The organism is Nocardia callitridis (assembly GCF_039543305.1).
In the GTDB taxonomy this organism is placed as follows: domain Bacteria; phylum Actinomycetota; class Actinomycetes; order Mycobacteriales; family Mycobacteriaceae; genus Nocardia; species Nocardia callitridis.
Genome location: NZ_BAABJM010000001.1, coordinates 679,926 through 694,659, shown reverse-complemented (window position 1 = coordinate 694,659; position 14,734 = coordinate 679,926). Strand labels below are relative to the sequence as shown.

The following is a 14,734-nucleotide window of genomic DNA, read 5'->3' as shown; positions in this document are numbered from 1 at the left end:
GGCCAAGCCCGACGGCCACCGCGACCCGAAGTACCTGATCGACACCATCATCGAGCAGCGCGTCAGCACCGTGCACTTCGTGCCGTCCATGCTTTCGGTATTCGTCGCCGAGCCGGGCATCGAGGAATGCACCGGTCTGCGTGCGGTATTCGCCTCCGGCGAGGCCCTGCCCTCGGTGACCGCGCAACGCTTGCGTGAACTCACCGGCGCGCGCCTGCACAACCTGTACGGGCCGACCGAGGCGGCGGTCGACGTGACCTTCCACGAGGTCACCGACGCCGACACCGTGGGTGTCCCGATCGGCGCCCCGGTGTTCAACACGCAGGTGTACGTGCTGGATTCGCGCATGCACCCGGTGCCGGAGGGCGTGGCGGGCGAGCTGTATCTGGCGGGTGCGCAGTTGGCGCGCGGTTACATCGGGCGCACCGATCTGACCGCGGATCGTTTCGTGGCCAACCCGTTCGGCGTCGACGGCGCGCGCATGTATCGCACCGGTGACCTGGTCGCCTGGCGCGGAGGGGAACTGGAATACCTGGGCCGCACCGACTTCCAGGTGAAGTTGCGTGGTCTGCGTATCGAGCTCGGCGAGATCGAATCCGCGCTCGCCGCACATGAGTCCGTGGCGCAGGCCGTGGCCGTGGTGCGTTCGGACGCGCGCCTCGGCGATCAACTTGTCGCCTACGTTGTTGCCGCGCGAGAGCATTCGATCGACGTGGACACTTTGCGTGGCGGGCTGGCCGCCGAGCTGCCCGGCTACATGGTGCCTTCGGCGTTCGTGGAGCTCGAGGTCTTCCCGCTCAACGCCTCCGGCAAGTTGGACCGCAGGGCGTTGCCCGCACCGGTCTTCGAGGCGAAGGTCTTCCGCGCCCCGGCCACTCCGGTGGAGGAGATGGTCGCGAGCACCTTCGCCGAGGTGCTCGGGGTGAGCAGGGTCGGTCTCGATGACGACTTCTTCGAGCTCGGCGGCAACTCGTTGGTCGCCACCCAGGTGACCGCGCGTCTCGGTGCGGCACTGGATACCCAGCTCGCGGTGCGTGACCTGTTCGAGGCGTCCTCGGTGGCCGCGCTGGCCGCGCGGGTGGAGCACAATGCCGGTTCCGGCCGCAGGCCCGTGCTCACGGCCGGTGAACGCCCGGACCGGATTCCGTTGTCCCCGGCGCAGCAGCGGTACTGGTTCCTCAACCAGTTCGACACCACCACCTCCGCCGTGGACAACATCCCGCTGGCCGTGCGACTGTCCGGCAAGCTCGATGTCGCGGCGCTGGAGCGTGCGGCGGCCGACGTGTTCACCAGGCACGAGGTTCTGCGGACGGTCTACCCGCGTTCGGCCGACGGCCCGCACCAGGTGATCCTGCCCGCGTCCGAAACCGTGGCCGACTCGGCGGCGCTGACCAGGATCGAGGTCACCGAGGCCGGTCTGCTCGAGGCCGTGATCCGCTTCGCGGTGACCACTTTCGACGTGACCGAGCAGGTGCCGCTCGCGGTGGCCCTGTTCCGCGTCGTTCCCGAGGGCGAGACCAGCGAAACCACCGAGACCGAGGAGTATGTGCTCGCGTTCACGGTGCACCATGTGGCCGCCGACGGTTCCTCGATGGGGCCGCTGGCCCGCGACCTGATGGCCGCCTACGTGGCGCGCACCAACGGTGACGTGCCGCGCTGGCAGCCGCTTCCGGTCCAGTACGCCGACTACGCGCTGTGGCAGCGCAGCGTGCTCGGCGACGAGGACGATCCGGAATCGTTGGCCGCCAAGCAGGTCGGCTACTGGAAGAACGCGCTCGCGGACCTGCCCGATCAGCTGGAGCTGCCCGCCGACCGGCCACGCCCGCCCGCGCAGTCGTTCCACGGCAAGGCGATTCGCTTCGAGATCGATCCCGAAACCCATGCCAAGCTGCACGAACTGGCGCGCGCCAACCACGCGTCGCTGTTCATGGTCGTGCACGCCGCGCTGGCGGTCTTGCTGGCGCGCCTGTCGGGCACCGACGACATCGCGGTCGGCACGCCGATCGCAGGTCGTGGCGAGCGCGAGCTCGACGACCTGATCGGCATGTTCGTCAACACCCTCGTCTTCCGCACCAAGGTGGCACCCGGCGACCGGTTCACCGATCTGCTCGGTGATATCAAGGAGCGCGACCTCGAGGCGTTCGCCAACGCTGACGTGCCGTTCGAGCGGCTGGTCGAGGTGCTCAACCCCGTGCGCTCCACCGCGCGCAATCCGCTGTTCCAGGTGGGTCTTTCGTTCCAGAACCTGGCCGAGACCACCTTCGAGCTGCCGGGCCTGACGGTGAGCGCGGTCAACTTCGATTCGCAGCTGGCCAAGACCGACCTGCACGTCACGCTCTACGATCGCTACACCGAGGACGGAACACCCGCCGAGATCGTTACCGAATTCGGTTACGCCACTGATCTTTTCGATCAGCAGACGGTGCAGAGTTTCGCTGACCGGTTCATCAGGGTGCTGGACGCGGTGGTCGCGGACGCGACCGTGCCGGTCGGTGAGATCGACCTGCTCGCCGCCGAAGAGAGCGCACGCATCCTCACCGAGTGGAATGCCACCGAGCACGAATTCTCCGGTGCCACTTCGACCTTGGGCGACCTACTGGCCGCCACGGTCGCCGCCACGCCCGACGCGGTGGCATTGGTCGCCGATGCGCCCACCGGCCGACACGAGCTCACCTACGGCGAGCTCGACAGCGCGGCCAACCGCCTGGCCCGCTACCTGATCGGTCGCGGTGTCGGCACCGAAGACCGGGTGGCCTTGGCGATCCGGCGCAGCGCCGATCTGGTGATCGCCATGTACGCGGTGGCGAAATCCGGTGCGGCGTACGTGCCGATCGATCCCGACCAGCCCGCCGAGCGCACCGAGTACATCCTCGGCGCCGCGGCTCCCGCCGTCGTGCTCAGCACCGGTAGGGACGGTTTCACCTCGGCCGATACCGAGCCGGTGGCGATCGACCTGCTCGACCTCGACGGGTTCGTCGACGGCCCGATCGACGACGCCGAACGGGTGCGCCCGCTGACCGCGGCCAACACCGCCTACGTCATCTTCACCTCGGGTTCCACCGGCAAGCCCAAGGGCGTCGCGGTGGAGCACGCCGCGATCGTCAACCAGTTGCACTGGGAGACAACGACCTTCGGCATCGGCGCGGACGACGCGGTGTTGTTGAAGACCGCGGCCACCTTCGACCTCTCGGTCTGGGAGTTCTGGACCGCCGCGGTGTCGGGTGCGCGCCTGGTGATCGCCGCCGTCGACGGTCACCGCGACCCCGCCTACCTCAACGACCTCATGCAGGACACCGAGGTCACCACCCTGCACGTGGTGCCGTCGATGCTGGACGCGTTGCTCGCCGAATCCGACGGGCACCTGCCGGATTCGCTGCTGCGCGTGCTCGCCATCGGTGAAGCGCTGCCAGGTGCCACCGCGCAGCGCTTCCTGCGTGGCACCACCGCCGAGCTGTTCAACCTCTACGGCCCCACCGAGGCGGCGGTATCGATCACCAGCCACGCCGTCACCGAGGCCGACCAGGTGTCGGTGCCGATCGGCGCGCCGGAATGGAACAGCAAGGTCTACGTGCTGGATGCGCGGCTGCGTCCGGTGCCGTCGGGTGTTTCGGGCGAGCTGTATCTGGCGGGTGCGCAGTTGGCGCGCGGGTACTTCGGTCGAGGCGATCTGACCTCGGACCGGTTCGTGGCCGATCCCTTCGGCGCCGACCCTTCCCGGGGCGCGCGCATGTATCGCACCGGTGACCTCGTGGCATGGAACGGTCACGGCGAGCTCGAGTACCGTGGTCGCACCGACTTCCAGGTGAAGATTCGCGGTTTCCGTATCGAACTCGGCGAGATCGAGGCCGCGCTGCTGCGTCAGCCGTCGATCGGCTCGGCCACCGTGGTCGCGCACAACGACCCGAATATCGGCGACCGCCTGGTGGCCTACGTGGTCGCGGCCGGCGCCGACGAACCGGCCGACATCGACCAGCGGCAGTTGCAAACCACCCTCGCCGGTGAGCTGCCCTCCTACATGGTGCCCTCGGTGGTCGTGCGACTCGACGAGCTGCCGCTCAACGCGAACGGCAAACTCGACCGAAAGGCATTGCCGCACCCCACCTTCGAGAAGGCGGTGTTCCGCGCGCCGGTCACCCCGATCGAGCAGATCGTGGCGAACACCTTCGCCGAGGTGCTGCGCATCGACCAACGCGGCGAAGCCGCTCCCACGATCGAGCAGTCCGACGACAGCGCCGCGACCGAGCAGACAGCGCCGCAACCGCAGCGCTCGAACCGCATCGGTCTCGACGACGACTTCTTCGCCTGGGGCGGCAACTCACTGCTGGCGACGCAAGTCGCCGCGCGCCTGGGCGAGGCGCTCAATACCCGTGTTCCGGTGCGGTTGCTGTTCGAGGCACCCACCGTCGCGGCACTGGCCGTGCGCGTCGAGCAGCAGACCGAGCTCGGCGGCCGCACGGCGCTGACCGCGCGGCCACGCCCTGAGCACATTCCGCTGTCGCTGGCGCAGCAGCGCATGTGGTTCCTCAACCGCTTCGACACCCAGTCGGCCGCCTACAACGTGCCGATCGCCGTGCGGTTGACCGGCGCGCTCGACGTGCCAGCGCTGCGTGCGGCCATCGCGGACCTGGTGAGCAGGCACGAGATCCTGCGCACCATCTACCCGCAGACCGAGCACGGTCCCGCACAGGTGATCCTGCCGCCGACCCAGTCCGTGCCCCGGCTCGAGGTCACGGTGCTCACGCCTTCGGAGATCGAATCCGCCGTCGTGGCAGTGGTTTCGACGCTCTTCGACGTCACCGTCGAGGTGCCGATGCGGGTCGCGCTGTTCCAGATCAACGACCCCTCGTCCACCACGGCCGACACCGAGGGCGAATCCCACAGCGCGGAGTACGTGCTCGCCATGGTCGTGCACCACATTTCCGGTGACGGCTCGTCGGTGGGTCCGCTCACCCGCGACCTGATGGTCGCCTACGCCGCGCGCTCGGCGGGCGAGGCCCCGAACTGGGCACCGCTCGAGGTGCAGTACGCGGACTACAGCATCTGGCAGCGCGAGCTGCTCGGCGACGAGAACGACCAGGAATCGTTGGCCGCCAAGCAGGTCGACTACTGGCGCCACGCGCTGGCCGAGCTGCCCGACCAACTGGATCTGCCCTCGGACCGGCCGCGTCCGGCGACGCAGTCGTTCGCCGGTGGCAAGGTCGAACTCCAGGTCGACGCCGAAACTCATCGCGCGCTGATCGAACTCGCCCGCACCGAGGGTGCGACGCTGTTCATGGTGGTGCACACCGCACTGGCCGTGTTGCTGGCACGCCTGTCGGGCACCGAGGACATCGCCATCGGCACTCCGATGGCCGGGCGCGGCGAGGCGGTGCTCGACGATCTGATCGGCATGTTCGTCAATACCCTCGTCTTCCGCACCGAGGTGGATGCGGGGGAGAGCTTCTCCGCGTTGCTGGCTCGCCAGCGCGAGACCGATATCCAGGCCTTCGCCAATGCCGACGTGCCGTTCGAGCGCCTGGTCGAGGTGCTGAACCCGGTGCGTTCCACCGCGCGTCACCCGCTGTTCCAGGTGGGGCTTTCGTTCCAGAACCTGAGCCAGTCCACCCTGGACCTGCCGGGGCTCACCGTGGCGGGTCTTGACATCGACACGCAGCTGTCCCAATTCGACCTGCACCTGATCGCCACCGACCGCTACAGCGGCACGGGCGATCCGCAGGGCATCACCGGGTTCTTCACCTACGCCACCGACCTGTTCGATCGGGACACGGTGCAGGACTTCGTCGACCGGTTCGCGCGCCTGCTGCGAGCGGTCATCGCCGCGCCGCGTACCGCCGTGGGTGACATCGAGTTGCTGGAGGCCGCCGAGCGTCGAGCGTTGGTGTCCGAGCGCAATGCGACCGAATACCCGGTGGATTCGTCGGCCACGTTGGTGTCGCTGTTGGACGCGACGGTGGCGGCGGGTCCGAAGGACACCGCGTTGGTGACCGACGACGGTACGTCGATCACCTACGCGGAGTTGGATGCGCGGGTGAATCGTCTCGCGCGGCACCTGATTTCGATCGGCGTGGGAGCGGAATCCCTGGTGGCGCTCGGCATGCGTCGCTCGGTCGATCTGATCGTCGCGATGTACGCCGTGGCGAAGTCGGGCGGCGCGTATGTGCCGATCGATCCCGATCAGGCCGCCGAACGAACCGATTACATCCTCGAAACCGCGGGACCGGTCTGTGTATTGACCAACACCGACACCGGTTTCACCACGGCTATCGCGCCCGTGATGAATGTGGATGAACTCGACTTGGGCGCGGTGAGCGCCGAGTCGGTGACCGACGATGACCGCCGGACACCGCTGCTGCCGAGCAACACGGCGTATGTGATCTTCACATCGGGTTCGACGGGCCGGCCGAAGGGCGTCGCGGTCTCGCATTCCGCGATCGCGAACCAGTTGCAATGGAAGACAGCCGAATTCGGGTTGGATGCGGCGGACGCGATTCTGTTGAAGACCGCGGCGACGTTCGACCTCTCGGTGTGGGAGTTCTGGTCGGCGGCGGTGTGCGGTGGTCGGTTGGTGATCGCGTCGCCGGAAGGCCATCGTGACCCCGGTTACCTGAACGAGCTGATCAGTCGCGAGTGGGTCACCACGCTGCACGTGGTGCCCTCGATGTTGGACGCGTTGACGGCTTCGGCGGAGTTCCCCGATTCGCTGTGGCGTGTGCTCGCGATCGGTGAAGCATTGCCCGGGCATCTGGCGCAGCGGTTCCTGCGCGAACACCCGCGTACGGAGTTGTTCAACCTGTACGGGCCGACCGAGGCGGCGGTGTCGATCACCAGCCACCGGGTGACGACCGACGACCATGTTTCGGTGTCCATCGGTGCGCCGGAGTGGAACAGTCGGGTGTACGTGCTGGACGCGAGGTTGCGTCCGGTGCCAGCCGGAGTCGGTGGCGAGTTGTATCTCGCCGGTGCACAGCTGGCGCGCGGGTACTTCGGACGCGCGGACCTGACGTCGGATCGTTTCGTGGCCGATCCGTTCGCCGAGGGCGCGCGGATGTACCGCACCGGTGACCTGGTGGCGTGGAACGGCGCGGGTGAACTCGAATACCGGGGCCGCACGGACTTCCAGGTGAAGATCCGCGGTTTCCGCATCGAGCTCGGTGAGATCGAGGCGGCGTTGACGGCGCTGCCCGAGGTCGCTCAGGCGGTCGTGGTCGCCAAGTCCGACCCGATGACCGGCGACCGACTGGTGGGCTATCTCATCGGCGCGGCCGCGGCGGCATCCCAGACCGCCGCCGTCGACGGTGCGGACGCTGCGGCGATCGAAAACGCGGGAGAGGCAGGCCCTGGCGGTCACGCACCGGCAGAGCCGACCCTCGGGGCCGACACGAATGTGGATGGTTCGACGGCGGCGCCCGAGACAACGGAGGCGGCAGCGTCCGATGCCGCGACGGAACCGGGGGTGCTCGGTAGCTCCGCCACGTCCGCGTCGAATATCGATGTGGCGCACGTGAAGTCGGTGTTGGCGGCAAGTCTGCCCTCATACATGGTGCCCTCGGCGTTCGTGGTGCTGGACGCGTTGCCGTTGAATGTGAACGGCAAGGTCGATCGAAAGGCGCTGCCCGATCCCGAGTTCGAAGCGCGGACGTTCCGTGCGCCATCGACCCCGATCGAGGAGATCGTGGCCTCGGTGTACGCCGAAGTCCTGGGGATCCAACAGGTCGGCGCCGATGACGACTTCTTCGCACTCGGTGGTAACTCGTTGGTGGCCACGCAGGTCGCGGCACGGATCGGTGCGAGGCTCGATTCGCGGGTGCCGGTGCGGTTGCTGTTCGAGGCGCCGACGGTGGCGGAACTCGCGGTGAAGGTCGAGCGGCACGCGGACGCTGGGCGCAAGGCGTTGGTGGCCGGTGAACGTCCCGCCGTAGTGCCGTTGTCGTTGGCGCAGCAGCGGATGTGGTTCCTCAACCAGTTCGACACCGCCTCCGCCGTCAACAACATCCCGGTGGCCGTGCGGCTCACCGGCGAACTCGACACGACCGCACTGCAATACGCGGTCGGCGACGTCATCGCCAGGCACGAAACCCTGCGCACGGTGTACCCGGAACAAGACGGCATCGCACACCAGGTGATCCTGCCGACCGAGCAGGCGATCCCCGACCTGACGCCGGAAACAATTGCCCCCGAAGACATTCGGGATCGCATTATCGGAATCGTCGCCGCCGGATTCGACGTCACCGTCGAGGTGCCGTTGCGGGCACACCTGTTCCGTATCGCCGGAACCGACACCGACGAATACGTCATGGTCCTCGTCGCGCATCACATCAGCGCCGACGGTTGGTCCATGGGGCCGCTGACCCGCGACGTGATGCTCGCCTACGCCGCCCGCTCGGCGGGCGTCGAACCCGGCTGGGCGCCACTGCCGGTGCAGTACGCCGATTTCAGCATCTGGCAGCGCGAGGTGCTCGGTGCCGAAAGCGACCCGGAAAGCCTCATCACCCAGCAGGCCGACTACTGGCGCACCGCGCTGGCCGGACTGCCCGACGAGCTGAACCTGCCCGCCGACCGCACCCGCCCGACCATCCAGTCGTTCCAGGGTGGGCGCGTGCTGTTCCCGATCGAGGGTGCGCTGCATCGCCAGCTCGCCGCCATCGCCAAGGAACACAACGCGACCATGTTCATGGTGGTGCACACCGCGCTCGCGCTGTTCCTGGCACGCATGTCGGGCACCGACGACATCGCCATCGGCACCCCCATCGCCGGTCGCGGCGAGGCCGAACTCGACGACGTGATCGGCATGTTCGTCAACACCCTGGTGCTGCGCTCGCACGTCGAAGGCGACCTCACCTTCGGACAGCTGCTGGCACGCACCAAGGAAACCGACCTACAGGCGTTCGCGAACGCCGACATCCCGTTCGAGCGGCTGGTCGATCTGCTCGCCCCCGAGCGCTCGACCGCGCGCCACCCGCTGTTCCAGGTGGCGCTCTCGTTCGAGAACCTGCCCAACACCAGCTTCGAGCTGCCGGGCTTGCAGGTCGGCGCCGTCGATTTCGATGTCGACACCGCGAAATTCGATCTGTCGCTGACCATTCGGGAAGCGGCACAGCCGAGCGCCGAACCGGGAAGCACGGACGAACCCGGCATGTACGCCGAGTTCTCCTTCGCCCGTGACCTTTTCGATGAAGACACGGTGGGTGTATTCGCCGAGCGGTTCACCCGACTGCTCACCGCGATCGTCACCGACCGGGAAACCCCCGTCGGCGACCTGCCGTTGCTGGATGCCGACGAGTTCGACTACCTCACCCACGTGCACGGCGAGGACGTCATGGCCACCGGCCTGCTGCCCGACCTGTTCGCTCGCGGCGCGCGCTTGGACCCCGAGCAGACCGCGATCCGCTACCAGGGTCGTTCGATCAGCTACCGGGAACTCGACGAGTACTCCTCGCGACTGGCTCGCGTACTGATCGGTCGGGGTGTCGGACCGGAACGCATTGTGGCGCTGTCGTTCCCGCGTTCGTATGCGATGGTCGCCGCGTTCTGGGCGGTCGCGAAGGCGGGCGGCGCGCACGTGCCGGTCGACCCGAACTACCCCGAGGACCGCCAGCGGCACATGATCAACGACTCCGGCGCCGTACTCGGTATCACCGCGGGTGAATACGTCGACGGACTGCCGCGCGAGGTCGAGTGGCTGCGCATCGACGACCCCGAGTTCGACGCACTGGTCGCGAGCCAGTCGCCCGCGCCGGTGCTCGACGCCGAACGCACCCAGCCGCTGTCCATGCGTGACCCGGTCTACGTCATCTACACCTCCGGGTCCACCGGTATGCCCAAGGGCGTCACCGTCACCCACCAGGGCATGGGTGGACTCGTCGGTGTCGCGGCCGATCTCTACCACCTCGAGCCGCAGCACAAGTTCCTGCACATCTGCTCGCCGAGCTTCGACCCGTCGGTGCTGGAATGGCTCTGTGCCGCCTACACCGGCGCGACGCTGGTGATCGTGCCTTCCGGCATCATCGGTGGACCCGATCTCGCGCAGCTGTTGCGCGAAGAGCGGGTGACGCACACCATCATCACGCCGGCCGTGCTCGGCACGATCGGCACCGAAGGCATGGAGGCGCTGGAAGTCGCCTCTGTCGGTGGCGATGTCACCACGCCGGAGCTGCTGGCCAAGTGGTCACCGGGCCGCAAGTACTTCAACGCCTACGGTCCCACCGAGACGACGATCATCTCCTCCTACGCGCGTCTCACCCCCGGCAAGCACATCACCATCGGTCGACCGGTGCGCGGCATGTCCGCGCTCGTGCTCGACCACCGCCTCAACCCGGTGCCGCCGGGTGTCGCGGGTGAGCTCTACCTCGCCGGTGGTGCGCTGGCTCGCGGTTACCACAACCGTCCCGATCTCACGGCGGAACGTTTCGTGGCCAACCCGTGGAGCGACGAGGGCGCGCGGATGTACCGCACCGGCGACGTGGTGCGCTGGTTCGCCGAGCCCGGCGAGCGTGCGGGCAATGCCGCGGTGCCCGAGGTGGCGTGGGAGCTCGACTACGTCGGCCGCTCGGACTTCCAGGTGAAGATTCGCGGCTTCCGTATCGAACTCGGCGAGATCGATACCGTTCTCGCCGGACACGACGAGGTGGAGTTCTCCTTCACCCTCGGCCGCGAAACCGACGCCGGTGCCACGATTCTCGTGTCCTACGTGCTGGCAGCCGACGGTCACGAGATCGACACCGAGCGGCTCACCGAGTCGGCGGCGCGCAGTCTGCCGCCGCACATGGTGCCCTCGGCGATCGTGGTGCTCGACGAGATCCCGCTGACCCCGGTCGGCAAGCTCGACCGCAGGGCGCTGCCGGAACCGGTGCTGGCGGCACGCGAATTCCGCGCGCCGAGCACCGAAATCGAGACCGTCATCGCCGAGGTGTTCGCCGAAGTGCTCGGCGTCGCGGAGATCGGCGTCGACGACTCGTTCTTCGCGCTCGGCGGCGACAGCATCCTGTCGATCCAGTTGGTCTCCCGCGCCAAAGCGCGCGGCGTGGTCTTCAGTCCGCGTGAGGTATTCGAACGGCGCAGCGTCGCCGCCTTGGCCGAGGTCGCCACGTTCGGCGGCGAGGCGCAGGTCAAGCTGGAGGAACTGCCGGGTGGCGGTGTCGGCGACATTCCGTTGACGCCGATCATGACGCAGATCCTCGGCTCGGGATCGTCGTATCAGCGGTTCTCCCAGACCATGCCGCTGCGACTGCCCGAGGGCGTCGAGCGCGAGTTGCTGGTTTCCACGATCGCCGCGGTGTTCGACCACCACGACGTGTTGCGCTCGCGGCTGCGTCGCGACGACGAGCAGTGGTCGTTCGAGGCGCTCGGACCCGGCGCGGTCGACGTGGACGCCATGGTGCACCGGGTCGAGCTGGCCGCCGATGTGGACGACGCCGAACTCCAGCGCGTCGGCACCGAGGCGCTGGACGCGGCGCTCGGACGCCTCGATCCCGCGAATGCCGTGATGGCGCAGTTCCTCTGGTTCGCCTTCGACGGCCCCGAACGCGGTGACGTGCTGCTCGTGGTCGCACACCACTTCGTGGTCGACGGCGTGTCCTGGCGCATCCTGATCCCGGACTTCGCCGTGGCATGGGGACAGCTGTCGGCAGGCCAGCAGGTCGCGCTGCCGGAGAACGGCACCTCGATGCGCCGCTGGGCACACAGCCTGGTGGAGGCCGCGACCTCGGCCGAGCGCGTCGCGGAACTGCCGTTCTGGCAACAGGTTTCGCACACCACGGATCCGTTGCTCGGCGCACGCGCCTTCGATCCCGCCATCGACACCTTCGCCACCGTGGAACGGGTCGAGGTCAGTCTCTCGGCGGAGGTCACCGACGCGGTGCTCACCGCGATCCCCGGCCTGTATCGCGGGGGCGTCAACGACGGGCTGCTTTCCGCACTCGCGATGACCCTCGCCAAGTGGCGCGGCGAATCCACCGGCGGTACCGCACTGGTGAAACTCGAAGGCCACGGCCGCGAGGAAGACGTCGTGCCAGGCGCCGACCTCTCGCGCACCGTCGGCTGGTTCACCAGCGCCTATCCGGTGCTTCTCGACCTGGACGGCAATGACCTCGACGACGCCTTCGCCGGTGGCGCCGCGCTCGGCGCGATCGTCAAGTCGGTGAAGGAACAGTTGCTCGCGGTGCCGGACAAGGGGGTCGGCTACGGTCTGCTGCGCCACCTCAACACCGAGACCGCGCCGCGCCTGCGCGATGCGGGACAGGTCAGCTTCAACTACCTGGGCCGCATGTCGACCGGGGAGATCCCCGCTCAGCTGGCCGACATCGGCTGGGTGCCGGTCTCCGACCTCGGGACGCTCGACGCCGACATGGATCGGGACATGCCCGCCAACGCGACGATCGATATCAACGCGATCGTCAGCGACGGCGACGAGGGACCCCAACTGGGTGCGGCATTCGCCTTCCCGACCGGGTTGCTCACCCGCGAACGGGTGCAGGAGTTCGCCGACCTGTTCGTCGCCGCGCTCACCGCGTTGGCCACGCACGCGCAGCGCCCCGACGCCGGTGGTCTCACCCCGTCGGACATGCCGTTGGTCGCGGTGAAGCAGTCCGATATCGCGGTGTGGGAACGGGATTACCCGGCACTGGCGGAGGCGTGGCCGCTTTCGCCGCTACAATCCGGCCTGTTGTTCCAGGCACTGATGAGCCAATCGACCGTCGACGTCTACACGATGCAGGCGATCATCGATCTCAGCGGCGACCTGGATATCGCTCGGTTGCGGACCGCGGCCCAGGGCATCATCGACCGGTACCCGAATTTGCGGACCGCGTTCGTCAACGATGCCGACGGCAACCCCGTTCAGGTGGTGCTCGACCGGGTCGAGGTGCCGTGGCGCGAGGTCGACCTCACGCACCTGCCCGCCGAGGACCGCAATGCCGAACTGCGCAGGCTGGTGGCGGTCGAACAGGCCGAGCACTTCGACATGTCGGTGGCACCGCTGATGCGGTTCACCCTGTTCCGCACCGACACCGACGCCCACCACTTGGTCATCACCACCCACCACATCCTGCTGGACGGTTGGTCGATGCCGCTGCTCATGCGCGATGTCATGGTGCTCTACGCCGTGCGCGGCGACGCCAGCGTGCTGCCGAGGGTCACCCCCTACCGCAGCTTCCTCGCGTGGCTGGCCGGACGCGACCGCGCCGCCTCGCTGCGCGCATGGTCGCATGCGCTCGAAGGTGTCACCGAGCCGACAACGCTGGCGCCGCAACCGCATTCGGAAGAAGACTTCCGCATCGGCAAGCTGGTGTCGGAGATCGACGCCGAGCACACCAAGCGGTTCACCGCGCGTGCCGCCGAGCTAGGTGTCACGTTGAACACGATGATGCAGGCGGCCCTCGGCATCCTGCTCGGGCGGCTCACCGGGCGCAGCGATGTGGTGTTCGGCGCCACGGTGTCGGGTCGGCCCGCCGATCTGCCCGGCGTGGAATCGATGGTCGGCCTGTTCATCAACACCCTGCCCGTGCGGTTGCGCGTCGACGACAGCAAGAGCGTCGGTGCGACGCTGACCGGTCTGCAGCACGATCAGGCGGATCTGCTCGAACACCACTACATCGGACTTACCGACATCCTCGGAATCGCCGGTGCCGGTGCGGCATTCGACACCCTGCTGATCTTCGAGTCGTATCCGATGGACAAGGACGCGCTCGCCGAGGCCAGCTCCATCGACGGTGTTTCGGTCACCGGCGTCGGTACCAACGATGCGACGCACTACCCGTTGACGATCCTGGTGACGGCCGAGGCCAGCATCGAGATCACCTTCAAGTACCTGGAGAGCCGCTTCACCGAGGACGAGGTGCGCACCTTCTCCACGCGGTTGCTGCGGGTGCTGGAGGCGCTGCTCGGTGCCACCGACGGGATCGTCGGCGACATCGACATTCTCGATGCCGACGAGCGTGCGCAGCTGTTGGTCGAATCCGGGATCACCGCAACGGGTTCCACGCAGGAACCGGTGGCGCGGGTCGGTGCGCGCACGGTGGCGACGGTCTTGGCCGAGGTGGTCGAGGAGGATCCGCAGGCACCTGCCCTGCTGGTCGACGACGCCGAAATCGCCTTCCACGAGTTGGATCGGCGCTCGGCGCAGCTGGCCAGGGTGCTCATCGACCGAGGTGCGGGTCCCGGCGACATCGTCGCGGTGGCGCTGTCTCGTTCGGTGGACGCCGTCGTCGCGACCTGGGCGGTGCAGAAGGCGGGTGCGGCCACCCTGTTCGCCGGTGACCTCGATGCCGCCGAAACGGCATCCGCCGGTGCGACCTTCGGCATCGCGCTCGAGCCCCGCACCGACGATTCGATCCGCTGGATCGACCTGTCCGACGCGGACGTCCGAGCCGAATTGTCCTCGGCCGCAACCCACCCGGTCAGCTACGCCGACCGCGTGCGTCCCCTCGGCGAAGAACATCCCGCCTTCATCACCCCCGAAGGCAGGCTCACACAGGCCGAAGCCTTGGCCGAAGCCGAGCGGTTACGCGAGGAGTACGGCATCGACTACGAGTCGACCACGTACACCACCGCCTCCTCCGGCCCCGCGGCGATCAACGAATTCCTCGCCGCCGCCACCGCGGGAGCCCTCTCGGTCCTGCCCGGCCCCGGCCCCGTAGCCGACGACCTCGCCAACGACGAAGTCACCCACTGGTTCACCAACCCCGGTGAGTCCACGGACGAAGCAGACACCGAAATCCGCATCGTCCCGCCCGCCTGA

At 67.9% G+C, this 14,734-nt stretch carries 1 protein-coding gene (running past one end of the window); it reads left to right on the top strand.

Annotated features, from left to right (window positions below):
* Nucleotides 1–14,734, top strand: the 3' end of a protein-coding gene (locus ABEA50_RS02975; protein ID WP_345493430.1) for a non-ribosomal peptide synthase/polyketide synthase. 29,951 nt of this gene lie to the left of the window's left edge; only the last 14,734 of its 44,685 coding nucleotides appear in the window; the start codon falls outside the window, past its left edge; its stop codon occupies nucleotides 14,732–14,734.